Source organism: Rhodanobacter caeni (genome assembly GCF_039523575.1).
Taxonomy (GTDB): domain Bacteria; phylum Pseudomonadota; class Gammaproteobacteria; order Xanthomonadales; family Rhodanobacteraceae; genus Rhodanobacter; species Rhodanobacter caeni.
Genome location: NZ_BAAAFO010000002.1, coordinates 169,419 through 195,030 on the forward strand (window position 1 = coordinate 169,419; position 25,612 = coordinate 195,030).

Sequence of the window (25,612 nt, forward strand, 5' to 3'; positions counted from 1 at the left end):
GTTAGCGCTATCCAAGCTGCGCTGACGCTTCGGCCAGGCTTGGGATTTTCATACTGGCACGCAGGCATAAATGAGGGCTGCGCAGCGGGGCTGCGTGCATTCCATCCATCGAGAGGGGGCAACATGAAGAGGAATAGCCAAGGGCTGCCGGGCAAGCGCGTGCACGCGCAAATGCACCACCGGTTTCGCGAGACGAAGCTTGCCGCGGCCATCGCGCTGGGCGTGGTGCTGGCCGGTGCGCCGTGCCTGACGCTGGCGCAGGACGCCGCCGCCGACGCCGCGACGAATCCGTCCGCGCAGGTGGCGAAGACACCGGCCAGCACCGCCGGGCAGGACAAGGCGGCCAAGCCGGACAACGTATCGGACCTGGGCGCCGTCACCGTTACCGGCATCCGCGCCAGCCTGATGTCGGCGCAATCGCTCAAGCAGAACGCCGACCAGATCATCGACTCGGTGACGGCCACGGACATCAACGCGCTGCCCGACCGCAGCGTCACCGAGACCCTGCAGCGCATCAGCGGCGTAACCGTGGACCACTTCCTGGCCGATGACGACCCGAACCATCCCGCGGCCGAGGGCAGCGGCGTGCTGATCCGCGGCCTGCCGTACGTGGGCAGCCTGCTCAACGGCCGCGACAGTTTCTCGGCCAACAACGGCCGCGCGCTGGGTTTCCAGGACGTGCCGGCGGAACTGATGGCCGGCGTGGACGTGTACAAGAACCCGTCCGCCGAGATCATCGAGGGCGGCATCGGTGGCACGGTGAACCTGCGCACGCGCATGCCGTTCGACACCGGCAAGACCACCGCGTTCTCGTTCGGCATCAACGAAGGCGACATGGCGAAGAAGCACAAGCCGGCGGCCTCGTTCCTGTTCAGCAACGTGTGGGAGAGCGACACCTTCGGCAAGTTCGGCGCGTTGTTCGACGTGGCCATCTCCGAACTGTCCACGCGCAGTGACGGCGTGCAGGTGCAGCCGTACGTGCTGCGCCCGACCAAGAACGACGGCCCGGACACCTGGCTGCAGGATGCCGACGGCAACTGGCGCAACGACCTGGGCGCCACGGTGGCCGATGGCGCGCCCAATGGCCAGGGTTACGTGCCCGGCGGCGTCAACTGGCGGCGCATGGACATGGACCGGCGCCGCATCGGCCTGTACGGCGGCCTGCAATGGCAGCCGAACGACCGCTGGGAAATCTACTCGCAGTTCTTCCGCTCCAACTACAACCTGCACTGGTCCGAGCACTTCGTGCAATCCAACGAGGCGAACTTCTACAACCTGCTGCCGGCCGACGGCACCGACTTCACCTATGACGATCGTGGCGTGTTCCAGACCGGCACAGTCACCTCCTCGGCATGGCGCGGCAGCCCGGCGCTGGGACCGTTCTCCTACAACGCGTACTACACGACGAACCGCAACGCCGAGCAATTCACCCAGACCACCGACTGGTCGAACGGCTTCAAGTTCAACGTCACCGACAACGTGATCCTGAGCGGCGACCTGCAGTTGGCCAAGTCCGTCAGCAACACGCTGGATTTCACGGTCTACAACCAGATCTACATGCCGCCGCTGCAGCTCGACGTCAGCGGCAGCGTGCCCAGCGTCACCGTCACCGACCCGGCCTACCTGGCCGACGGGCACAACTACATCCTGTGGTCGGCGATGGATCATCTGCAGCACGACTACGGCCTGGAACGCGCCGGCCGGCTCGACCTGGAGGTCAACTTCGACAGCGACGTGGTGCGTACATTGCGCGTCGGCGTCCGCGCCACCGACACCCACCGCTACAGCAACAACACCAACAGCTCGTACAACTGGGGCGCGCTCAACACGCACTGGCTGACCTACAGCTCGCCCGACGACCTGGCCCGCGCCGACGCCTTGCCGAGCTGGATGCAGTCCTACGAGACGCTGGGCAACTTCTACCGTGGCGACGCGCACGTGCCCACCACGCTGTGGTTCCCCAGCAGCGAGCTGGTCAGCAACTACCGCAAGGCGATTCCCGCGTTGCGCTCGCACGCGCTCGAAGGCGGCATCTGGTGCCCGCAGGAAACCACCGACGGCTCCTGCACGCCGGGAAGCCCGATGAGCGACAACCACATGTGGGAGAAGACCCAGGCGCTGTACGGCTCGCTGTACTTCGGCACGCCCGACGACCGCTTCGACGGCAACGTCGGCGTGCGCCTGGTGCGCACCAGCGTGCGGTCGAACGGCTCGGTCACCTTTCCCTCGCTCTCCAGCGTCACCGGCGACCTGGGCGACTGGCCGCAGGAGGTGCTGGACGTGATGTTCAGCGGCAAGACCGAACCGATGGAAGGCCACACCACCTACAAGAACGCGCTGCCCAGCCTCAACCTGCGCTACAAGTTCACCGACGACCTGCAGTGGCGCTTCGCCGCCGGGCGCGCCATCACGCGGCCGGCGATCAACCAGCTCAACGCGTACCTGAAGGTCGGCGCCTCGTGGGCGGCGACGCCGGGCGGCGAATCGGAGCTGGCGGGCTGGAAGGCCACCTCCGGCGGCAACCCGGCGCTGCGTCCGATGCTCTCGGACCAGTTCGACACCTCGCTGGAGTGGTACTTCGCGCCCACCGGCCAGCTCTACACCACGCTGTTCCACAAGAAGCTGAAAAACTACATCGCCGACGAGATCTGGCTGCAGAACATCGGCGGCCAGACCGTGCCGGTGACCGGCCCGGTGAATGCCGGCGACGGCACGGTGAAGGGCTTCGAGGTGGGCTATTCGCAGTTCTTCGACTTCCTGCCCGGCGCCTGGAGCGGCCTGGGCGTGCAGGCGAACTACACCTACCTGAAGAGCTCACGCATCGCCGGCACCACGTCCTGCGACCCGAACCACAACAACGGCGGCTGCGATGCGGAGTTCATCGTCAGCAACCGGCCGCTGCCGATGCAGGGCTTGTCGCCGAAGAGCTACAACTTCACGGCGATGTACGAGCATGGCCCGTGGTCGGCACGCCTGGCCTGGTCGTGGCGTGATCGCTACCTGCTGGCCGAGCAGGACTCGGGCGACACCTACGTGCCGGTGTGGAGCGACCGCTTCGGCCAGCTGGACGGCTCGGTGTTCTTCAGCTTCAACAAGAACGTCAAGGTCGGCCTGCTGCTCAACAACCTGACCAACACCAAGACCCGGGTGCTGATGGGGCCGTCGACGTACGCCGACAGCGACGCCCGCATCAACAACCCCACGCTGGCGCCGTCCGGTTTCGTGGACCAGAACCTCTACCTGCGCAGCACGTTCGTCAACGACCGGCGTGCCGAAGTGGTGGTACGCGCCACGTTCTGACCACGCTGGCCCGATGATCCGCGCCGCCCGCGGCGCGGATCATACCCCTCCCGGCAGCGCACCCCGTGCGCTGCTTTTGTTTTTGCGAATCCCGAACCCCGAATCCCGTCCGGATTCCCGGTTCACCGTGGTGGGAGGGATGCCCCACGTCGGACGACGCGTCTTTTGGCGACGCCGACCGTCGTTTTCGGCGCGTCTCGCTGCGCGATGCCAACGATTGATCCGTGTTGTTGATCGCGTGGCCGCCCGGCCACGTGACACCCATCCATGACCATGACGGCTTGTGGGGCATCGAGCTGGTACTGGACGGCGTGTTGCAGGTCGAATCCTTCACGATGACGGTGACGCCGGCCCTGCATCTGGCGCCGCGTGACATCACCCTGCTGGGCGTCGGCGATCACACCACCTTTACCGAAGAGGATTACGCGCACCGCTGCCGCAACCTCTCCGCGCAACGGCCCGCACTGTCGCTGCACGTCTACGGTGGCGTGCTGGAGCGCTATCGCGCCTACGATCGCGATACCGAGGGACGCTGGGACAGCGCCCCGCAGCGCGCCGAGCTGGAACTCACGAACGACTGAGAGGTTGTGATTTTTTCAACCTCTCAGCCCAGCCATGGCGAGGGCATGGACGGCCCGAGTTGAGGCAACGCAGGAGCGGTTGCCCGATGGCCGGACGCGGATCGGTCACGCAAGTGATTGATTCGCGTGAGCGCGTCCGGGCATGTACCGGACGCGCGATAGAAGAAAACCACAGGAAGTGGTTTTCTTCACAGGCTCTGAGCCCAGCCGCGGGACAGGCCGGCGAGCCATCCGTGATGAACCGCCGGCAAGGCGTCCCCGCAACGCGGGAGCTTATAGGGCTGACATCGCAATCAGCGGGATGCGCCGCGCCCGCAGCGCCAAGCCATGATGGTGACGCTGGACCAGGTTTTCGCTTCCCCCGCTGCGCGGGGGAAGCGAAAACCATGCTTCGCGCTCAGCCCACCACCGTGCCCAGCAGCAGCACGCCGGCCAGGCCGATCAGCGAGATCGTCGTTTCCATCACCGTCCACGACAGGAAGGTCTGCTTCATGGAGAGGTTGAAGAACTCCTTGAACATCCAGAACGCCGAGTCGTTGACGTGCGAGCCGAACACGCTGCCGCAGCCCACCGCCAGCACCATCAGCTCCGGCGACGCGCCGGTGGTGGCGATCAGCGGGCCGACCACGCCGGCAGCGGTGAGCACGGCCACGGTGGACGAACCGATCATCACCCGCAGCAGCGCGGTGGCGATCCAGGCGAACAGCAGCGGCGTCATGTGCCAGGTGCGGCTGAGCGCGGCGATGGTGGCGCCCACGCCGCTGTCCACCAGCACCTGCTTGAACACGCCGCCGGCGGTGATGATCAGCAGGATCACCGAGATGCCGCTGATCGCGGCATTGAGCCAGCCGGTCTGGGTTTCCAGCGCGGCGCCGCGGCGATAGCCCAGCCAGTAGAACGCGGCCACCGTGGCCAGCAGCAGCGCGATGGTGGGGTTACCCAGGAACATCAGGGTTTCGCGCAGCACGCCCTTGGGCAACACGCCGTCGGCCAGCACCGAGAGGCCGATCAGCCAGATCGGCGACAGCGCGATCAAGAACGAGCTCCACGCGCCCGGCGGCGACTGGTGGCTGGTGGTCGGGCCGGCAAACAGCTCCAGCATCGGCGGATCGATCGCCTTCATCCGCCGCGCCAGCCACGGGCCGGCGATCACCACCGCGGGTATCGCCAGCAACGTGCCGTACATCAGGGTGTGGCCCATGTCGGCGCCGAACGCATTGACCAGGAACACTGGCCCCGGATGCGGCGGCAGGAAGCAGTGGGTGGTGCTGAGCGAGGCCACGGTGGGAATGGCCAGCTGCAGGATCGGCAGGCCGGTGCGCCGCGCCAGCGAGAAGATCAGCGGGATCAGGATGATGAAGCCGGCGTTGAAGTAGAGCGGGATGCCGACCATGAAGCCGGTCAGCAGCAGGGCCCACTGGATGTTGCGCAGGCCCAGTTTGGCGACCAGGGTGGTGGCGATCTTCTCGGCCGCGCCGCTCTCCTCCAGCACCTTGCCAAGCACCGCGCCCAGGATGATCACCAGCGCCAGCCCGGCCAGCGTGCTGCCCACGCCGTGGTCGATGGTCTTCAAGAGCTCCTGCGGCGACATGCCCAGCAGCAGGCCCATCGGGATCGCGGTCAGCAGCAGCGACAGGAACGGGCTGACCTTGCGTGCGGTGAGAAAGATCTGCACGGCAATCGCCGCGGCAATGATGAGAAACGTGACCATCCAGTACTCCCCTGGTGCGAACAGCGTCATGCATGGCCGCGACGGCCTGGGCCGGCGCTGCGTGTTGGTGCGCCGGCGCTGGGGCGCCGGCGTGCTCGATCAACCGGTGCCTTGCTCCGCGCGTTGCCGCGCCAGCGCCTCGCGTCCGGCGCGCAGTGTTTCCACGATGGCGTCCACGTCGTACACGCAGCCGCCCCAGGTGCCGCCGCTGGCTTCCTGCAGCGCGGCCCACAGGCGCGTGTCGTTGGGCAGCTTCGGGTGCGGCGCGATCGCCGGGTGGGTTTCGCGCGAGGCCAGCAACGCGGTCGCTTCGTCAGGCGACAGCGGTTGTGACGGATCGGTACCGATGAAATCGATCCGGCCCTGCAAGCTGTTGCGGTCGATCTCGATGCGCACCTGGTCGCCGTCGCGCAGCCGTCCGATCGGTCCGCCGGCCAGTGCCTCCGGCCCCACATGGCCGATGCAGGCGCCGGTGGAGACGCCGGAGAAACGCGCGTCGGTGAGCACCGGCACATGCTTGCCCCAGGGCAGGTACTTCAGCGCGGAGGTGAGCTGGTAGGTCTCCTCCATGCCGGTGCCGGCGGGGCCGCAGCCGGCCAGCACCACCACGTCGCCGGCCACCACCGCGCCCTCGCCCTTGCGCTTGATCGCGGCGATCGCCTCGTGCTCGCTGGCGAACACGCGCGCCGGGCCGGTGTGGCGGTAGACGTTGTCGTCGTCGACCACGGTCGGGTCGATCGAGGTGGCCTTGATCACCGAGCCGGCGGGGGCAAGGTTGCCGACCGGGAACACCAGCGCCGAGGTGAGCCCCGCAGCGCGCGCCGCGTCCGGACCCATGATCACGTTGGCCGGATCGATGCCGTCCAGTGCTTGCAGGCGTTCGCGGGCGATGCGGCGCGCGGCGCTGTGTTCCCACCAGTCCAGATTCTCGCCGAGGGTGCGGCCGCTGACGGTGGGCGCGTCCAGGTGCAGCAGGCCCATCTCGCGCAGGTGCAGCATCACCTCCGGCACGCCGCCGGCCATGAACACCTGCACCGTGGGATGGTGGCGCGGACCGTTGGGCAACGCGTCGACCAGGCGCGGCGTGGCGCGGTTGGCGGCGGTCCAGTCGGCCACGGTGGGTGGCGCCAGGCCGGCTGCGTGGGCGATGGCCGGCACGTGCAGCATCAGGTTGGTGGAGCCGCCGAACGCGGCGTGCACCACCAGTGCATTCTCCAGCGCCTGGCGGGTGAGGATGGCCGACATCGGCGTGCCCGCCTTGACCAGGCGCACCAGCGCCAGCGCCGAGCGTCGCGCCATGTCCAGCCACACCGGCTCGCCGGACGGCGCCAGCGCGGTGTGCGGCAGGGCGATGCCCAGCGCCTCGGCGATCACCTGCGAGGTGGCCGCGGTGCCCAAGAACTGGCAGCCGCCGCCGGGCGAACCGCAGGCGCGGCAGCCCATCGCGGCGGCGTGCTGCAGGTCGATCAATCCGTGCGCGTAGCGGGCGCCGATGGTCTGCACCTTGGCGGTGTCCTCGGCGCCGCGCGCGGGCAGCGTCACGCCGCCGGGCACGATCACGCCGGGCAGCTCGCGGCTGCCGGCCAGCGCCATCATCATCGCCGGCAGGCCCTTGTCGCAGGTGGCGATGCCGAGCAGGCCGCGGCGGTTGGGCAGGGAGCGCACCAGCCGGCGCATCGTCATCGCCGCGTCGTTGCGGTACGGCAGGCTGTCGAACATGCCGGTGGTGCCCTGGGTGCGCCCGTCGCAGGGGTCCGAGCACATCACCGAGAACGGCAAGCCGCCCTGTTCGGCCAGCGTCTCGGCCGCCGCGCGCACCAGCTTGTCGATCTCCCAGTGGCCGGTGTGCAGGCCCAGCGCCACCGGGCTGCCGTCGGCGGCGCGCAGGCCGCCCTGGGTGCTGAGGATCAGGTAGGGATCGCGCCCGATCTCGCTGGCGCGCCAGCCCATGCCGGCGTTCTGGGTCATGCCGAACAGGTGGCCGCTGGGCGCCTGGCGCAAGGTGGCATCGTCGACCGGCAGGCTGCCGGCCGGGCCTTCGCCACAGGTGCGGGTGGTGGTCAGCGCGGTGCCGTCACCCAGGATGGCATCGAGCAGGGCGTCGTCCCGTGGCTCGCCGGCCATCACAGGTCGGCCGTGGTCAGCTGCCCGTCGACCAGGCGTACCAGCGAGCCGGTGGGATTGGCGTCGCGCAGCGACGGCGGCAGCCGGTGCTGGCGCACGTGGTCATAGCTGTGCAGTGCGGCGAAGCGCAGCAGCGAGGCCGGGATGCCCACGGCGGTGAAGCCGGGATGGCCGGTGGACGGATACGGGCCGCCGTGGTTCTGCGCCGGCGACACCGCCACGCCGGTGGGCATGCGGTCGTTGATCAGGCGGCCGACCCGGTGGCGCAACGCGGGCTCCAGCGCGTCGTACTCGGCGTCGTCGGCGCCGCCGGTGTCGCTGTAGATGGTGCCGGTGAGGTTGCCTTCCAGCGCCTGCGCGATCTGCAGCAGTTGCGCTTGCGACTCGGCCAGCACCAGCAGGCTGACCTGGCCAAACGCTTCGTTCTGCAGTGCACGCGGGGCTTCGATGAAGCGGCTGCCGGAAACCTTCAGCAAGGTCGGCTGGAACGCATAACCCGCCGTGTCGGCAATCTCGCCGCCGGCCAGCAGCTCGGCGCCGGCAGCGCGCAGCGCGTTCACCGCATCGGCCACCAGTTGCGGGCTGCGCGGGGTCAGCAGCACGCCCGGCGGCGTGGCCGCGGTGAGGCGCTGCATTTCCTGCACGAAGGCGTCGGTGTCGGCGCCCGGCGGCAATACCGTCACGCCCGGGCGGGTGCAGAACTGGCCGGCGCCCATCGCGCACGAGGCCGCCAGCTCGGCGGCGATCGCCGCACCGCGCTCGCGCAGCGCACCGCCCAGCACGAACACCGGATTGACGCTGGACATCTCCAGGTACGCCGGCGTGCCGGCCGCGTCGGCGGCGGCCTTGATCGCCATGCCGGCCGGACGGCTGCCGGTGAACGCCACCGCGGCGGTGCGCGGATCGGTCACCACGCGCAGCCCCAGCTCGTTGCTGGTGTGGAAGAACATCTGCACCGCGCCGGACGGCAGCCCGCTGGACTGCAGCGCCTCCAGCGCGGCCTCGGCCAGCAGCTGCGAGGTGTGCGGATGGGCCGGGTGCGCCTTGGCGATCACCGGGTTGCCGGCGGCGAAGGCCGCAGCGAAATCACCGCCGGAAACGCCGTTGAAGGCGAACGGGAAATTGTTCGGCCCCAGCACCAGCACCGGGCCACCCAAGGGCCCCAGCACGGAGCGCAAGTCGGCGGCGGTGTCGATCGTGGGTCGCGCCCAGCTGCCGTCGCGCGCGGCCTTGGCGGCCTGACGCAACTGGCCGGTGGTGCGCGGCAACTCGCCGTTGCGCAGGCGCCCTTCCAGCGGCAGGCCGGTCTCGCGATGCGCGGTCTCGACCAGCGCGTCGGCGCGCGCCTCGATCGCGGCGGCGTAGGCATCCAGGAAGGCGCCGATGCGCTCGCCCGGCAGCTGCGCCATCTCGGCGGCGGCGCGCTGGCCGGCGTCGAGCATGGCATCGAGATCGGCCCAGCCGGAGATCGGGTAGTCGCGTTCGCCCAGCTCCTGCCCCTGCGAGGGGTTGAACGCATGGAAGCTGCCTTCCGGCGCCTGCGCCTGGACCCAGCGGCCGTCGAGGAGGATGGGTTGCATGGAAGTGGGGTTGCTCATGATACGGGGTTCTCCAGAACCAGGCCGCCGATGTCGATGCTCACCACATCGCCGGACTGCAGGGTGAAAGTCTCGTCCGGCACGATGCCGGTACCGGTGAACAGGAAGGCGCCGTGGGGGAACGCCAGCTCGCGGAACAGGTAGCTGGCCAGTTCCTCCAGTGCGCGCTTGATCTGCGAGGTGCGGGTTTCCCCGGCGAATACAACCGCGCCACCGCGGCGGATGGTGAGCGCGATGGCCAGGTCGCGCAGGTCATCGGCGGCGCACAGGCGGATGCCCGGGCCGATCGCGCAGGCGCCGTCGTAGACCTTGGCCTGCGGCAGGTACAAGGGGTTTTCGCCCTCGATGCTGCGCGAGGAAACGTCGTTGCCCACGGCGTAGCCGCGGATGGCGCCGCGGGTGTCCAGCACCAGCACCAGCTCGGGCTCCGGCACGTTCCAGGCGCTGTCCGCGCGTACCCGGATGCCCTGGCCGTGACCGCTGGTGCGCCAGCCGCAGGCCTTGAAGAACAGCTCCGGCCGCGCCGCCGCATACACCTTCTGGTACACGTCGGCGCTCTGCGACTCGGCCTCGCGCGCCATGCGGCTGCTGAGGTAGGTGACGCCGCTGGCCCAGGCTTCCTGCACGTCCTCGATCGGCGCCAGCAGGGCACCATCGGCCGGCGTGCCGCGGGCGGCCGAAGCCAGCTGCGCCTGCGCGGCATCGGCGGGCAGCGCCAGCCACGCGGACAGGCTGAAATCGGCGGGAAGGTAATGGCCGTCCAAGGCCCAGCGCGGGCCATCGGCGGTGGTGTGGCGGGTCAGGTTGGGATTCATACGGTAGTCCTGGAAAGCGGGATAGAAAAAAGTCGGCTCAGCGTTAGGGATGCTCTGATCAAGCCTTGCTCGTCATTCCAGCGAGGCGCTTTTCAACGGCCGAAGGGCCGGTCAAGCAGGAATCCAGTGTCTTCAGCAGTTGCAGAGGCTCTGGATCCCAGCTTTCGCTGGGATGACGAGTTGTTCAGAGCTTCCTTAGACATCGGTCAGCTCGCGCCGCACCGCGTCGGGTGTCGCCGGTGCCAGCGCTGCATGGGCGTCGCGCAGCACGGCAACGAAGCGGTCATCTTCGGCCAGCGCGCCGAACACGCCGTCCAGCCCCAGGAAGGCATCGATGTCACCGGTCGCCCCGATACGCGCCAGCGTCTCGGCCAGCGGATCGACGATGGCCACGCCGTTGCGGGCCTGGCGCGTCACGAAGTGCAGCCAGCCCGCCACCGGCAGGCACAGGCGCTCGATCGGGCGGCCCGCGGCCAGCGCCTCGGCGATCGTGCCCAGCAGCCGCACCGGGATCTTCTGCGAGCCGTCCCAGGCAATCTGCGCCAGCAGGTGGCGGATGGCCGGGTTGCGGAAACGGGCCAGGATCGCGCCGACATAGGCTTGCGGATCGAAACCCGCCAGCGCCGGCAGCGAAGGCACGATGTCCTCACGCATCAGCCGCTCGATGAAACCGGCCAGCAGCGGCTCCATCATCGCCGCAGACACGGTCTCCAGCGCCATCAGCGAACCGAGATAGGCCAGCGTGGAATGCGGGCCGTTCAGCAGGCGCAGCTTGGCGCGGTCGTAGCCGGCGATGTCGTGGCTGAGGGTGGCGCCGGCGCGCTCGAACGGCGGGCGCTCGTTGCAGAAGCGGTCCTCGATCACCCACTGCGTATACGCCTCGCGCTGGATCGGCCAGGCATCGACGCAACCCAGCGCATCGGCCACGCGGTCGCGCAGCGCGTCGTCGGTGGCGGGGGTGATGGAATCCACCATGGAACAGGGGAACGCCACCTCGGCCTCGATCCACGCCGCCAGTTCCGCGTCGATCCGCGCCGCATACTGCAACGCGGCGCGGCGCAGGCGATGGCCGTTGCCGGCGAGGTTGTCGCAGCTGAGCACGGTGTACGGCGCGATACCGCGCGCATGCCGTTCGCGCAGGCCGGCGACGACGTAGCCGATGGCGCTGCGCGGCGCCTGCGGCGCGGCGAGGTCGTGAGCGATGTCGGGGTGGGCGAGATCCAGATCCTCACCGGCCAGGCAGTAGCCTTTCTCGGTGATGGTCAGCGTGACCAGCTTCACCGCCGGTTCGCTCAGCCGCGCCAGCACGGCGGTCTGGTCCTCGCTGGCCACCAGCAGCTCACGGATCGCGCCGATCACCCGCAGCGAAGTCTGCTCGCCCAGCAAGGCCAGCGTGTACAGGCCGTCCTGCGGGCGCAGCGCATCGCGCACGCCGGCGCTGTGCAGGGAAACGCCGCAGATGCCCCAGTCGGGATGCTCGGCGAGCAGGTCGTCCACATTCACCGCCTGGTGCGCGCGGTGGAACGCGCCGGGGCCGATGTGCACGATGCCGATGCGCACGGCGGCCGGGTCGTAGTTGGGGCGGATCACCGTCGCCGGCAAGGCGGGCAAGGTGGCGGCGGACAAGCGTGCGGCCGGCGCCATCAACGCCGCACCTCGAAACCGTCCTGCGCATGAAACGCCAGCATGTCCGGCTCGCGCAGCAGGTTCACGTCGCCCGGCACCGAATGCTTGAGGCAGCCGGCCGCGATGGCGAAATCCAGCGCGTCCTGTTCGGCCATGCCACGCAGCAGGCCGTGCAGCAAGCCCGCAGCAAAGGCATCGCCGCCGCCGATGCGGTCCACGATGCGGGCCAGGCGATGCGTGCGGGTGGTCAGCAGCTGATCGCGCGTGGCCAGCAGGCCGCCCAGGTCATGCGTGTCCACGTCCAGGTGGCGGCGGTCGGTGGCGGCCATCAGGCGCAGGCGCGGGAAGGTGGCGAAGGCCCGCTCGGCCGCCGCGCGGAAACGCTGTTGCGCATCCTCCTGGGCGAATGCCTCACCCAGGATCAGGGCGATGTCGCGCTCGTTGCCGAATACCAGCTCGGCCTCGGCCAGCACCTCGCGCAGCAGCGCCGGTGCCTGCGCCGCCCGCGCGCCCCACAGCTTGCTGCGGTAATTGCAGTCGAACGAAACGCTGACGCCGGCCGCGCTTGCCGCCTGCACGGCCGCCAGGGCCGATTGCGCGCTGGCCTCGCCCAGGGCCAGGTTGATGCCGGACAGGTGCAGCCAGCGGGCGCCGTCCAACAGGCGTGGCCAGTCGTGCGCGGTGGCCCCGGTGCACGCGAACACCGAACCGGCGCGGTCATAGACCACCTCGGTGGGCCGCTGCATGGCGCCGGGCGCGATGAAATAGACGCCCATACGGCCATCGGCAAAACGGATGCCCGAGGTGTCCACGCCATGGCGTCGCAGTTCGGCGGCGCAGGCGTGGCCGATGGCGTTGTCCGGCAGCGCGCTCACCATGGCGCTGGCGTGGCCGAGGATCGCCAGCGAGGCGGCCACGTTCGCCTCGGCGCCGCCGAAGCGCGCATCGAGATGCGGGGATTGCAGCAGCAGCTCCTGTCCCGGCGGCGACAGCCGCAGCAACAGTTCGCCGAAACAGACGACGCGGCTTTCGCCGCGCGCCTGCCGTGGTACGTTGGACATCATCGACCCGCGACTTCAGTTGACGGTGAAGGATTGCGTGGCACGAATGTCCGCGCTGGAGGCGCCGATCTGCACTTCGTAACGCCCGGCGTCGACGGCGTAGGCCGCCTTTTGGGTGTCGTAGTAGCGCAGGTCGGTGGCCGGGGTGACGTCGAACGACACTTCACGCGTCTGCCCCGGTTGCAGGCTGATGCGCTCGATGCCGCGAAGATCCTTGTTCGATCGCTGGTGCGGCGTGCCGACGCCACGCAGGTAGAGCTGCACCACCTCGTCGCCCGCGCGCTTGCCGGCATTGCTCACCTTCACCGTGACGTGCAGCTTGCCGTCCTTGCCGACCTTGTTTTGGTCGAGCTTCAGGTCCGCATAGGTGAACTTCGTGTACGACAGACCGTAGCCGAACGGGTACAGCGGCTCGCCCTTGAAGTAGCGGTAGGTGCGCCCGTCCATGCGGTAGTCGTCGAACGCGGGCAGCTTTTCGCTGGCCTTGTAGAACGTCACCGGCAGGCGGCCGGCCGGATCGGCGTTGCCGAACAGCACGTCGGCCACGGCATTGCCGCCGCGCTGGCCGGGATACCACGCCAGCAGCACGGCCGGCAGGTGCTGGTTGGCCCAGTCCACCGCCAGCGCGGAGCCGCTGGTGAGCACCATCACGACCGGCTTTCCGGTCGCCTGCAGGGCTTCCAGCAGCTTGCGCTGGGTGGCGGGCAGGCGCAGGTCGGTGCGATCGCCGCCGGCGAAGCCGGGATAGTTCACGCGCATCTCCTCGCCCTCCACGTCGCTGGTGAGGCCGCCGGCGAAGACCACCACGTCGGCGTCTTTCGCCGCATCCAGCGCGGCCTGGAACGGCGGCTTGGCGCCGGGCATGCGCCAGGCCAGGCGCACGCCGGCATCGCGTTCCAGCTCCTTGTATTCCACCCGGATGTCGTAGGCGTGGCCGCCTTCCAGCTTCAGCCTGGCCTGGCTGGCGGTGAGGTTGTCGGCCCGTTCCCAGCGGTCGATCACCGGCTTGCCGTCCAGGTACACGCGCACGCCGTCGTTGGCGGCCGCTTCCAGCACGTACTCGCCACTCACCGGCGGCAGCAACTGGCCGCTCCAGCGGATGGAGAAGTTGTCGCTCGGCACGGCCTGGTCGGGCTGGGCCTCGCCGCGGGCCAGCAGGTTGTCGGTGGGCGAGCCGCGGTCCCAGTTGAAGCCGATCACCGGGTCCACCCGCACCAGCGCCGGTTTGCCGGACAGCTCGGTGTTGCGGAAATACTCGCCGCGCAGGCCACGCTCGGCATCACCGGCGGACGGACGCAGGTATTGCGCCTCCACCAGCGGCATGCCGGTGGGGTCGCTGCGGCCCTCGACCAGGTCGACGCCACGCGCGTACACCACCTTCGCCTGCGGCGCCGCCTCGCGGATGCCGCGCAGGATCGTCACCGGATCGGCCGGGGTGCCGTGGTAGTTGCCCAGCAGGGCCATGGTGTCGTCGGCGGTGGGGCCGATCACGGCGATGTGCTTGATGTCGCGCGACAGCGGCAGGATGCCGTCGTTCTTCAGCAGCACCATCGATTCGACGGCGGCGCGGCGCGCCAGCGCATCGTGCTGCGGCGACTGGTTCACCGAATACGGCACGTCGGACCAGGGCACCCGGCTTGCCGGATCGAACATGCCCAGGCGCATGCGTGCCTGCATCAGGCGCGTGAGCGCGGTGTCGATCTCGCTCTCCTTGATCAGGCCGTCGTGCACGGCTTTCACCAGCGCCGCGTACTCGGTGCCGCAGTCCAGGTCCACGCCGTTCTTCACCGCCAGCGCGCTGGCCGCCTCGACGGTGTCGACCACCTTGTGGTGTTTGTAGATGTCCTCCACCGCGCCGCAGTCGGAGACCACGTAGCCCTTGAAGCCCCAGTCCTTGCGCAGGATCTGCTCCAGCAGGCGCGGGCTGCCGGTGGCCGGCTCGCCGTTGACGCGGTTGTAGGCGCTCATCACCGCATCGACGTCGGCCTCCTGCACCAGGGTCTGGAACGCCGGCAGGTAGGTCTCGTACAGGTCGCGCTCGCTGGGATGCACGTCGAAATGGTGGCGGTCGGCTTCCGGCCCGCTGTGCACGGCGTAGTGCTTGGCGGTGGCATCCAGCTTGCGGTATTTCGGGTCATTGCCCTGCAGGCCGGTGACGAAGGCCACGCCCATGCGCTCGGTGAGGTACGGGTCCTCGCCGTAGGTTTCCTGGCCGCGGCCCCAGCGCGGGTCGCGGAAGATGTTGATGTTGGGCGACCAGTAGGTGAGGCCCTCGTAGCGGCCGTGGCTGTCCTTGCGCTGGAATTCGTTGTACTTGGCGCGCGCCTCGTCGCTGATGGCGGTGGCGACTTCATGCATCAGCGGCACGTCGAACGTGGCCGCCAGGCCGATCGCCTGCGGGAACACGGTGGCCTGGCCCGCGCGCGCCACGCCGTGCAGGCCCTCGTTCCACCAGTCGTACGCGGCCACGCCCAGGCGCGGGATGGCCGGCGCGGTGTTCTGCATCTGCGCGGCCTTTTCCTCCAGCGTCATGTGCGCGACCAGGTCGGCGGCGCGATCGTGGAAGCTGCGGCTGAGGTCGCGATAGACCGGCTGGGACGACGACGCCGCGTCGGCGTGGCCCTCCGCATGGGAGGGGAAGGCGGGCGAAACCAGGGCCATGCCCAGAGCCACCGCCATTGTCGTGCGGAACATGCCGCGCCACGCCTGTCGCTTCGCCATAGTCATCGTTCCCTTTGCGTTGCTTATTGGTTGTCGAGTCGGCGCGCATACGGACCTACCGTCGCGCCGATGAATCCGCCTGCCACGTCGGTACTGAGCAGGGTGCCGTCCGCGTGGCGTTCGAGCCATTTCCAGCCCGACCCGTCATCGTAGGCGAAACCGTAGGCCTTGCCATCGCCGCTGATCTTCAATCTCAGTTCGCCCACACTGGCTGGCAACGCGACGCTGCCCACGACGGCCTTGTGGTCGCCGCGATGCACGCGCAGCGACAGCCGCAGATGATCGCCCTCGTGCCTGACGCCGAACGCGTACCAGTAGTGCTCGTTCTGGAAGGCTGCGATGCCCGCTTCCACGCCGGCTGCGGGCACCGCCAGCGCGGTGCTGGCCTCGAACGCCAGGTGTTGCTGGCGGCGGGCGAGGTAGGAGGGATTCTCCAGCGTGTCCAGATCCTGCGCCAGCGGATGGATCGCCAGCTTGCCGGGATGCGAGGCCAGATCCGCCCACGGCTGTTTCGGCGTGCGCGCGAACAGCCACTCGCTGCCCAGCGTGGTGCGGTCGAAATCATCGCGCGCGTCGAAGTTGCCGCTGAGCGGCGCCTGCGAGGCATCGCGCTGCATGAATGCCGGGCCCTTCAGCACCTGCGGGATCACCTGGCCATGCGGCAGGATGACCGGCCAGCCGTCTTTCCACTCCACCGGCAACAGATAGGTTTCGCGGCCGGTGTTGTAGTGCGTGCCGTCGTAGGCGCGGCTGGCCAGGAACACCGCCCACCAGCTGCCGTCGGCGGCCTCGACCAGATCGGCGTGGCCGGCGTTGGTGATCGCATTGGGGCGATCGGCGGGCAGGTCACGCTGGGTCAGGATCGGGTTGTTCTCGTACGGTACATACGGCCCCCACACCGAGCGGCTGCGAAACACCACCTCGGTATGCTGCGGCCCGGTGCCGTCCTGGGCGCACATCAGGTAATACCAGCCGTTGCGCTGGTAGATGTGCGGGCCTTCGATCCAGATCGGCTTTTTCGCCAGGTCGGTGCCGCCGTTGATGATCACCTTGCGCGGGCCCACCGGCTTCAGCGCCAACGGATCGAACTGCTGCAACCAGATCGCCCGATGGCCCTCGTACAAGGGCTTGCCCTCGGGCTCGTCGTTGTTGAGCAGGTAGGCCTTGCCGTCCTTGTCGAAGAACAGCGACGGATCGATGCCGCCAATGCCTTTCAACCACACCGGATCGGACCAGGGGCCGGCTGCGCTCTTCGCGGTGCTGACGAAATTGCCGCCGCTGTCCACCGCGGTGTTGACCACATAGAACGTGCCGTCGTGATGGGTGATGTCCGGCGCGAACACGCCGCGCGACATGTTCAGGCCGTCGAAATCCAGTGTCGTCGGCTTGTCGATCACGTGGCCGATGGGCTTCCAGTGCACCAGGTCCTTGCTCTCGAACACGGGAATGCCCGGGTAATACGCAAAGCTGGAATTGACCAGGTAGAAGGTGTCATCCACCCGCACCACGCTGGGGTCCGGATAGAAACCGGCCAGCACCGGGTTGCGGAAATGGCCCGGCGGCAGCGGCTGTTCGAACGCGCGGTCGTGCCCCTGGTAGTCGAACCAGTCGAACAGCACCGGCTCGGCCGCCTGCGCGGCCATGCCGCAGGTGGCCAGCAGGCACAGCAGCAACGCCTTGAGCGATCGGGTCGGCATCGTCGTCACCAGTTCCACATCGCGCCGTCCTCGAGGCGCGCGATCGGCAGTTGCTTGGGCTGGTACGGGTATTTCGCGGCCAGCTTCTCGTCGATGGTGACGCCGTGTCCGGGCGTGTCGCCCACGTGCAGACGGCCGTTGCGCAGCACGTAGTCGTGCGGGAACACCGCGTCGGTCTCGTCGGTGTGGAACATGTATTCCTGGATGCCGAAGTTCGGCACCCAGGTGTCGAAGTGCAGCGCCGCGCCCATCGTCACCGGCGACAGGTCGGTGGCGCCGTGGAAGCCGGTGCGCACGCCGTGCAGCGCGGCGAAGTCGGCCAGCCGGCGCAGGTGGGTGATGCCGCCGCCGTGCACGATGGTGGTGCGGATGTAGTCGATCAGCTGATTCTCGATCAGGTGCTTGCAGTCCCAGATGGAGTTGAACACCTCGCCCACCGCCAGCGCCGTCACCGAATGCTTGCGGATCAGCTCGAACGCCTTCTGGTCTTCGGCCGGGGTGGCGTCCTCCAGCCAGAACAGGCGGTACGACTCCAGCGATTTGGCCAGCCGCGCCGCCTCGATCGGGGTGAGGCGGTGGTGCGCGTCGTGCAGCAGTTCCACGTCGGCGCCGTGGTCGGCACGCAACTGCTCGAACAGTTTCGGCACCACGCCCAGGTAGCGCGGCGTGTTCCAGGTGGTTTCCAGCGGCAGCTCGCTCTCGGCCGGCTCGTAGCCCCTGGCGTTGGAGACGCCGTAGGCCTTCTTGATGCCCGGCACGCCGCATTGCGCGCGCACCGCCAGGAAACCCTGCTCGATGAAGCGGCCCACGGCGTCCGAGGCCTCGGCGATGTCGCGGCCGTTGGCATGGCCGTAGACCAGCGCGCCTTCGCGCGAGCGGCCGCCCAGCAGCTGGTAGATCGGCATGCCCGCCATCTTGCCCAGGATGTCCCACAGCGCCACGTCCACCGCGGCGATCGCGCTCATCGTCACCGGGCCGCGGCGCCAGTAGGCACCGCGGTAGAGGAACTGCCAGATGTCCTCGATCTGGCCGGCGTCGCGGCCGATCAGGTTGGGCACCACGTGATCGGTCAGGTACGACGCCACCGCCAGCTCGCGGCCGTTGAGGGTGGCATCGCCCAGGCCTTCCACGCCCGAGCGGGTGACGATCTTCAGAGTGACGAAGTTGCGCCCCGGGCAGGTGACGATGACTTTCGCCTCGACGATCTCGCGATCGCGCGACGAGCCGCGGGTGGGGGTTTCGTGTGTGGTGCTCACGGGGATTTCCTTCGGATCAGGTTCAGTGCGTGGAAGAGGTGATGTCGAGCTGGAACGGCACCGCGGGCAGGCCCGCTTCGTCGTACAGCGTGCAGAACGGGCTGTCGGCCCAGCAGTAGCGCACGCGGGTGATCGCGCCGGCGGCCGGCGTATCGAGGTGCAGCAGCACCTTGCCGTCGCGCAGGTCGGCATTGGCGTAGTTGCAGCTGTCGGGCTTCGCACCGCACAGCTCGAAGCCGATCGGATGGTTGGAGCTGTAGGCGACCAGCTTGCCGGTGACGTCACGGAAGCTCACCGCCACCGCGTCGCCCTCGCGCGTGGCCGTCACCGGCAGCGGGCCGGACGGCGCCAGCGCTTCGCCGTAGACCACATGCCGCGCGGCGCGGGCCAGGCGGCGGCCCAGCTCCTGCTTGTTGGCCGGGTGGATGTCGTAGCGCTCGCCGATGTCCACGCTCACGGCCAGGCCCGAGAGCTTGTCCTCGGCGGCCACCAACCGCTCGGCCTCGCGCACGCCCGCCCAGCCACTTTCGGCCGGATGCGTGGGCGCCGGGCCGTAGCTCGACAGCTGCACGATCAGCAGCGGCAGGTTGGCGCCAAACTGCGCGCGCAGATCATCGCGGTAGGCTTCCAGCAGGCGGCGATACTGGTCGGCCTCGCCGGTGTTGGATTCGCCCTGGTACCACAGCGCGCCGCGGAACGCGTAGTGGCCGAGCGGCGCAATCATGCCGTTGTAGAGCGTGGTCTTGCCCGAAACCGTCAGCCACGGCGCCAGCGGTGGCGTGCCGATGCCCTTGGGAACCTCGCGGTATTGCCAACCGTTGGTGTCGAGCGGCACCGAGCTTCCGTCGGCAAATTTGAGCGCGCGCGTGTCGGTGGGGCCCATCACGCCGCCGGCCTGATAGGTGTTGAGATCGTTGATCACGATGACGTTCTCGCCGGCGTGCAACAGGCCGTGCGGCAGTCGGTAGATCCGTGGGGCACCGCCGTAACTGCTGCTGCCCACGCCGCGGCCATTCACCCAGGTCTGGTCCATCTCGTCGACGTTGCCGATCGCCAGCGTGGCGTCCTGCGCCGCCTGTTGTTTGGTCAGCGTCACCGTGGTCCGGTACCACAGCATGCCGGTGTAGCTGGCAAGCTCGGGCACGCCCCAGCTCTGGTAGTCGCCCAGGGTTTTCGGCGCCGCTTTCCAGCCGGCGTCGGACGTGCCCTTCCACGGTTCGTCACCGGCCCTCACCTGTGGCTGGCTGCGCCACCACTTCGCCCAGATGTTGCCCCACCGGGCGGCGGCGGCCTGCGGATCGCTGGCATGCAAGGCCAGCGTGTCGAGCGCTTCGTCGTAACCGCCGACCTTGCGCAGCGCGCGGGCGCTCAGCCATGGCTCGATGCGCGAGCCGCCCAGCGAGGCGTTGACCAGGCCCATCGGCACGTCGACGGTCTTCTGCAGTTCGCGCGCGAAGTAGTAGCAGGTGGCGGAAAAGTCCGGCACGTTCGCGGGCGTGGTCGGTTTCCACTGCACCGGCGCGGCGAAACCATCCTGCGGCGCGGACGCCCCGGTCTGCGGCACGGTGAGCATGCGGATGCGGTCGTTGTCGGCGCCCATGATCTCGCTGCGGGAGTTCAGCGTGCGGTGCACCTGCAGCTCCATGTTCGACTGGCCACTGCAGAGCCACACGTCGCCGACCAGGATGTCCTTTGCCGTCTGGCTGCGGCCGTCAGCGGCGGTCACCGTCAAGGTGTAGGGCCCGCCTGCCGGCAGGGGCGGCAGTTTCGCCTGCCAGTGCCCGTCGGCATCGGCGTGGCTGGTTACTGTCTTGCCATCGAACCCGATCTTCAGCGACTCGTTCGGTTTGGCCTGGCCCCACACCGGCACGGCCGTGTCGCGCTGCACGACGGCATGATCCTGGAACAGCGCATCGAGCAAGGGCGGACTTGCGTCGCCGGCGTGGGCAGCAGCGGCAAACAACGCGCAGGGCGCCAGCAACATGCAGGCGAGTCGAAGTGCCGGTTTCCCCGTGGATGAATGCGCTTTGGCCATGCTCAGTGTCCCGGTGCGTATGGAAAGGAAAGGCTCTTGTAGTAGTCCAGCGTGTGCGCGGGCGGCGCGTAGCCGGCCGGCAGCGGCAGGTGGTTGAGGCTTTGCCAGTAGGCGATGCTGGCGTCGCGCCACCATTGCGCCTCGTTCTGCTGGATGGCCAGGAACGCCGCGGTCTGCGCATGGCGCTGCGGATCGATGCGGCCGTCCAGTGACTTCCAGGTGCCGCGCATCTGCTTCACCTCGTCCACGCCGTGGCTGTAGTGCCTCACCAGCTCATCCCACAGCGTGCGGCCGGAGCGCATGCGGTAGTCCCACGGCAGGTGGTGGAACCACAGCAGGTAGGCGTCGGGCGTGGTCTTCAGGTCGTTGAACTTCGCGGCCACGGGTGGCGCGTACTGATCCACCGCATCGCTGCCCTTGCGGGTGCGGTCGAAGCCGATGCCGTTGGCGTCGGCGCGGTGGTAGTAGACCGGGTTCCAGTCCGCGCGCGGCAGGCTGTCGTCCCACGGCGCGGGGCCGTAGTGGTGACCGGCGCCCATCAGGTGCGCCAGGCCCAGCGGTGTCATGTAGTCCACGGCCGCTTCGCGCGAGGTCATCATCATGTCCACGATGGGTTTTGCCACCGCGTCGTCGGGGGCGAAGGTCATGCGCGCCCAGTCGTCGGCGATCGCGCGGGCGGACTGGGTCGGGTCCCACGCCAGGCGGCCGAACGCGTACCAGTTGGCCTGGTCGAACACCGAGCCGCTCCAGTCGCGGTCGGTGCCGATGTTGGCGACGCCGGCGATGCCGCTCAGCGCATGGCCGTCCAATCGGCCCTCGACCACCTTGGCCACGGTGGAGCCCTTGCCCTTGGCGCAGGTGTCCGCGCGCAGGACTTCCTCCCACATCGGGCCGAGGTAGACCAGGTGGGTGGCGAAGCCCAGGTATTCCTTGGTGACCTGGAATTCCATCATCAAAGGTGTCTTCGGCATCGCGCCGAACAGCGGGCTGAACGGCTCGCGCGGCTGGAAATCCAGCGGGCCGTTCTTCACCTGCAGCAGCACGTTGTCGTCGAACTGGCCGTCCAGCGGCTTGAACTCGTTGTAGGCCTGCTTGGTGCGGTCGTCGAGGTCGTGCTCGGAGTAGACGAAGGCGCGCCACATCACGATGCCGCCATGCGGCGCCAGCGCCTCGGCCAGCATGTTGGCGCCGTCGGCGTGGCTGCGGTGGTAGTCCTGCGGGCCGGGCTGGCCTTCGGAGTTGGCCTTGACCAGGAAGCCGCCGAAGTCGGGGATCACGCGATAGATCTCGTCAGCCTTGGCGCGCCACCACTGGCGCACGGCCGGGTCGAGCGGGTCGGCCGTCTTCAGGCCGCCGATCTCGATCGGCGCACTGAAACGCGCGCTGAGATACACGCGAATGCCCCAGGGCCGGAACACGCCGGCCAGCGCGGCCACCTTCTTCAGGTAGGCCGGGGTCAGCACCAGCGGATCGGCATTGACGTTGTTGAGCACGGTGCCGTTGATGCCGATGGAGGCGTTGGCGCGGGCGTAGTCGGTGTAGCGCGGGTCGAGGTAGTCGGGCAGCTTCCACCAGTCCCAGATCGAGGCGCCGGCGTAGCCGCGCTCCACGCTGCCGTCGAGGTTGTCCCAATGGTCGAGCACGCGCAGCTTCACCTGCGGCCGGTCGCGCAGGTCCAGACCGGTAACCGGATGCCCCGTCTGCAGCAGGCGCAGGAAGCGGAAGGCACCGTACAGCACGCCGATGTCGTCGTTGCCGACGATGGCCGTGGCGGGGTGGCCGTTCACCACCACGCTCTTGATGAGGTAGCCCTCGCGCCCCAGGTCGCCGGTGTCCAGATGCAGGCTGGCCAGCGCGGGCGACGAGGCCGGCGTGCCCACGATCAGCGCACCGTCGCGGCTCACCGCGTCGGCCCGTTGCGGCGGCTTGCCGAGCAGGCCGCCCAGGCCGCGCACGAGTTCGTCGCGCGCCGCCTTCGCGGTGGGCGAAGCCTCGCCCGCGACCAATTGCAGGGCTTGGCTGCGATCGATGCCGGCCGGCACGGTCGCCAGCGCGCGGTAGCGCAGCCACAGATCGTAACCGTCCTCGGCATGGACGGGCGCCATGCCGAGGCCGGCCACCAGCATCGCCAGGCCCGCCAGCCACAGGCGCCGGCCCAGGCCCGATTGGACGGGGCGGCGAGGGGATGTTTGCGGCCGCCGGCGGCCGCCGCCATCACAACGAAATGTTATCGCTAACATGTGCAAACATGTGCGCATGGCTGACCCTCGTGGGGATGGGGAGCCGATAACCTGGCCATGGGGCCGCACGGCGCGCCACCGCGCACTGCTGAAAGGAAACGGCATTGAAAAAGGTAGGCAAGAAATCGGCCCGTCGCAAAGGTGGCGCCGTCACCATCGACGCGGTTGCGGCCCTGGCCGAAGTATCGCCAATGACGGTGTCGCGGGTGGTCAACGGCCACGCCAAGGTGCGCGAATCGACCCGCGAAAAAGTGATGCAGGCCGTACGCGAACTGGGCTACGTGCCGAACCAGGCCGCCAGTTCCCTGGCCGCCGCGCAGGACGTGCGCATCGCGCTGATCTACACCAACCCCAGCGGCGCCTACCTGCGCGAGCTGCTGCTGGGTGCGCTCAACGGCGCCGAGCGCACCGCCGCGCAACTGGTCATCTCCAGCTGGGAAGAGCTGGATGCCGGCGGCGAACGCAAGGCCGCACGGGCGCTGGCCAAGAGCGTGGGCGGCGTGATCCTGCCGCCGCCGCTGTGCGAATCCAAGGCGGTGATCGAGGAACTGACCAAGGCCGGCGTGCCGGTGGTGGCGGTGGCCTCGGGCCACTTCATCCACGACATTTCCAGCGTGCGCATCGACGACTTCCTGGCCAGCAAGGAGATCGTCGAACACCTCATCAAGGCCGGTCACACGCGCATCGCCTGCGTCAAGGGCCATCCCAACCAGATGGCCAGCCAGCGGCGTTTCGAGGGTTACCTGGCCGCGCTGAAGGAGGCGGGCATCGCGCGCGAGGCCGAGCTGGTGCAGCAGGGTTACTTCACCTACCGCTCGGGGCTGGAGGCGGTCGAGAAACTGCTCTCGCTGCGCAAGCCGCCGACGGCGATCTTCGCCAGCAACGACGACATGGCCGCGGCGGCCATTTCGGTGGCGCACCGGCGCGGCCTGCGGGTGCCGCAGGACCTGTCCATCGTGGGTTTCGACGATACCTCGGCCGCCACGACCGTCTGGCCGGAACTGACCACCGTGCGCCAGCCGATTTCCAGCATGGCCGATTCGGCGATCGACATCCTGCTGCGCGCGATCCGCCGCAACGGCAACGAGACCCGCGTGGTGGTCGACCAGGTGGTGGCGCACCAGCTGGTGGTGCGTGGCTCGGTGGCACCGGCCAAACCGGCCGCCAAAGCGCGCAGCTGACGCGGGCACGAAGGCCGGGCCGGGGACGCGGCGCCGCGGGCCGCAAGCCACGCGGACGAGGGCATCGACCGGGCCGGGCGGGCGTCCGGAAGCGATCCGTCCACCGACCGGTGTCGCCGGTCCTGCATCTGCCCGTGGCGAACGAAAAAAGCCGCCGGGCATGGCGCACTTGCCGCCATGAGTCTCCACTGCCATGTCCCGGCCCCTCGGTCCGTACCGCCCCGGATCGCCCGTGGTTTTCACGCCGTGCCGCCCCCTTGGGCGGCACGGGTGGCTTGGGTTCAGCGCATCAGGTACTGGTTGATCAGGTTCTCGTAGCGCTCCTGCTTGCCGCTGCGCTGCGTCGGTTCGCCCTGGGCCACCGCCAGATCGCGCAGCGCGGCCAGGTCGAGCTTGCCCTCGGCGAATTCCTTGCCCTTGCCCGCGTCGAAGCTGGCATAGCGCTCGGCGCGCCACTTTTCCCACGGCGACTTGTTGAGCAGCGCATGCGCCACTTCCAGGCCGCGCGCGAAGCTGTCCATGCCGCCGACGTGGGCGATGAACAAGTCATCCGGATCGGTGGACTCGCGGCGCACCTTGGCGTCGAAGTTCAGGCCGCCCGGGGCCAGGCCACCCTGGCGCAGCACCACCATCATCGCGCCCACGGTGTCGTACAGGTCGGTGGGGAACTGGTCGGTGTCCCAGCCGTTCTGCGCGTTGCCGCGGTTGGCGTCGATGCTGCCCAGCATGCCGTGGTTGGAGGCGATCTGCAGGTCGTGCTCGAAGGTGTGGCCCGACAGCGTGGCGTGGTTGGCCTCGATGTTGAGCGAGAAATCCTTGTCCAGGCCGTGCTGCTTCAGGAAACCAACCACGGTGGCAGAGTCGAAGTCGTACTGGTGGTTCATCGGTTCCATCGGCTTGGGCTCGATCAGGTACTTGCCCTGGAAGCCGATGCTGCGGCCGTAGTCACGCGCGGCGGTGAGGAACTTGGCGAAGTTGTTGAGCTCGCGCTTGGTGTCGGTGTTGTGCAGCGAGGCATAGCCTTCGCGGCCGCCCCAGAACACGTAGTTCTCGCCGCCCAGCTCCACGGTGGCTTCCAGCGCCGCCTTGATCTGCGCGGCCGCGCGCGCCACCACGGCGAAATCCGGGTTGGTGCCGGCGCCATTCATGTAGCGCGGATGGCTGAACAGGTTGGCCGTACCCCACAGCAGCTTCATGCCGGTAGCCTGCTGGCGCTCCTTGGCCAGCGCCACCATGTGCTTGAGGTTTTTCTCGTACTCGCCGATGTCGTCGGCATCCGGCGACATGTCGATGTCGTGGAAGCAGTAGTACGGCACGCCCAGCTTGGTGAAGAACTCGAACGCGGCGTCGATCTTGTCCTCGGCGCGGCCCAGCGCGGTGCTGGCGTGCTTGTCCCACGGATACACGCGGGTGCCGGGGCCGAACGGATCGTGGCCGGCGTTGCAGAAGCTGTGCCAGTAGCACGCGGCAAAACGCAGGTGCTCGGCCATGGTTTTGTCGCCGACCTTCTTGCTGGCGTCGTAATGCTTGAACGCCAGCGGGTTGTCCGACCCGACGCCCTCGTAGGGGATGCGGCCGATGCCGGGGAAATACTCGCGTTTGCCGATGAAGGGGGTGCTCATGATGGGTGTCCTGATGGAAAGGTGAAGACGGGTGTCCGGTTTCG

The 25,612-nt window shown here is 68.7% G+C and carries 15 protein-coding genes; 3 read left to right on the plus strand and 12 right to left on the minus strand.

All coding sequences use genetic code 11. The features are described from left to right. Window positions 1–123: 123 nt before the first annotated feature. Window positions 124–3,300 carry a TonB-dependent receptor gene (locus ABD017_RS05325; RefSeq protein WP_343880937.1) on the plus strand — a complete coding sequence of 1,059 codons (3,177 nt, stop codon included), beginning with the start codon at window positions 124–126 and terminating at the stop codon, window positions 3,298–3,300. A gap of 224 nt (window positions 3,301–3,524) precedes the next feature. Next, a complete protein-coding gene (locus ABD017_RS05330) occupies window positions 3,525–3,881 on the plus strand; it encodes a cysteine dioxygenase (protein WP_343880939.1) in 357 nt (118 codons plus the stop codon). 397 nt (window positions 3,882–4,278) lie between these two features. Here the strand turns inward: ABD017_RS05330 and ABD017_RS05335 are convergent, their stop codons facing one another. From ABD017_RS05335 to ABD017_RS05385, 11 genes are all read right to left on the minus strand, one after another. After that, a complete protein-coding gene (locus ABD017_RS05335; protein ID WP_343880941.1) occupies window positions 4,279–5,592 on the minus strand; it encodes a gluconate:H+ symporter in 1,314 nt (437 codons plus the stop codon). A 99-nt stretch (window positions 5,593–5,691) separates the two neighbouring features. After that, the gene (locus ABD017_RS05340; RefSeq protein WP_343880943.1) at window positions 5,692–7,716 is read right to left on the minus strand and encodes a YjhG/YagF family D-xylonate dehydratase; all 2,025 of its coding nucleotides are present in this window, start codon (window positions 7,714–7,716) and stop codon (window positions 5,692–5,694) included. Continuing rightward, on the minus strand, window positions 7,716–9,296 hold the full coding sequence (locus ABD017_RS05345) for an aldehyde dehydrogenase family protein (RefSeq protein WP_425543668.1): 1,581 nt from the start codon (window positions 9,294–9,296) through the stop codon (window positions 7,716–7,718). The genes ABD017_RS05340 and ABD017_RS05345 overlap by 1 nt, the downstream gene beginning before the upstream one ends. A 14-nt stretch (window positions 9,297–9,310) precedes the next feature. Next, on the minus strand, window positions 9,311–10,129 hold the full coding sequence (locus ABD017_RS05350) for a fumarylacetoacetate hydrolase family protein (RefSeq protein WP_343880947.1): 819 nt from the start codon (window positions 10,127–10,129) through the stop codon (window positions 9,311–9,313). A gap of 195 nt (window positions 10,130–10,324) precedes the next feature. Continuing rightward, the gene (locus ABD017_RS05355) at window positions 10,325–11,773 is read right to left on the minus strand and encodes a mannitol dehydrogenase family protein (protein WP_343880949.1); all 1,449 of its coding nucleotides are present in this window, start codon (window positions 11,771–11,773) and stop codon (window positions 10,325–10,327) included. After that, a complete protein-coding gene (locus ABD017_RS05360) occupies window positions 11,773–12,819 on the minus strand; it encodes a PfkB family carbohydrate kinase (protein WP_343880951.1) in 1,047 nt (348 codons plus the stop codon). Before ABD017_RS05360 ends, ABD017_RS05355 begins: the two co-directional genes overlap by 1 nt. Before the next feature lie 12 nt (window positions 12,820–12,831). Beyond that, complete coding sequence (locus ABD017_RS05365; RefSeq protein ID WP_343882172.1) at window positions 12,832–15,477, minus strand: glycoside hydrolase family 3 C-terminal domain-containing protein; 2,646 nt, start codon at window positions 15,475–15,477, stop codon at window positions 12,832–12,834. A gap of 83 nt (window positions 15,478–15,560) precedes the next feature. Next, window positions 15,561–17,234: a glycoside hydrolase family 43 protein gene (locus tag ABD017_RS05370; protein WP_343880953.1), complete on the minus strand. Its 1,674-nt coding sequence runs from the start codon at window positions 17,232–17,234 to the stop codon at window positions 15,561–15,563. Window positions 17,235–17,239: 5 nt separating this feature from the next. Beyond that, window positions 17,240–18,490 carry a D-mannonate dehydratase ManD gene (gene manD / locus ABD017_RS05375; protein WP_343880955.1) on the minus strand — a complete coding sequence of 417 codons (1,251 nt, stop codon included), beginning with the start codon at window positions 18,488–18,490 and terminating at the stop codon, window positions 17,240–17,242. A 22-nt stretch (window positions 18,491–18,512) separates the two neighbouring features. Next, complete coding sequence (locus ABD017_RS05380) at window positions 18,513–20,474, minus strand: sialate O-acetylesterase (protein WP_343880957.1); 1,962 nt, start codon at window positions 20,472–20,474, stop codon at window positions 18,513–18,515. Window positions 20,475–20,527: 53 nt separating this feature from the next. Next, a complete protein-coding gene (locus ABD017_RS05385) occupies window positions 20,528–22,651 on the minus strand; it encodes an alpha-glucuronidase family glycosyl hydrolase (RefSeq protein WP_343882174.1) in 2,124 nt (707 codons plus the stop codon). Window positions 22,652–22,869: 218 nt separating this feature from the next. Here ABD017_RS05385 and ABD017_RS05390 point away from each other — a divergent pair, with 218 nt between their 5' ends. Beyond that, window positions 22,870–23,946 carry a LacI family DNA-binding transcriptional regulator gene (locus ABD017_RS05390; RefSeq protein WP_343880959.1) on the plus strand — a complete coding sequence of 359 codons (1,077 nt, stop codon included), beginning with the start codon at window positions 22,870–22,872 and terminating at the stop codon, window positions 23,944–23,946. 281 nt (window positions 23,947–24,227) lie between these two features. On the opposite strand, the gene xylA is transcribed toward ABD017_RS05390, so the two are convergent. Continuing rightward, on the minus strand, window positions 24,228–25,568 hold the full coding sequence (xylA, locus tag ABD017_RS05395) for a xylose isomerase (RefSeq protein WP_343880962.1): 1,341 nt from the start codon (window positions 25,566–25,568) through the stop codon (window positions 24,228–24,230). Between the last annotated feature and the right edge of the window lie 44 nt (window positions 25,569–25,612).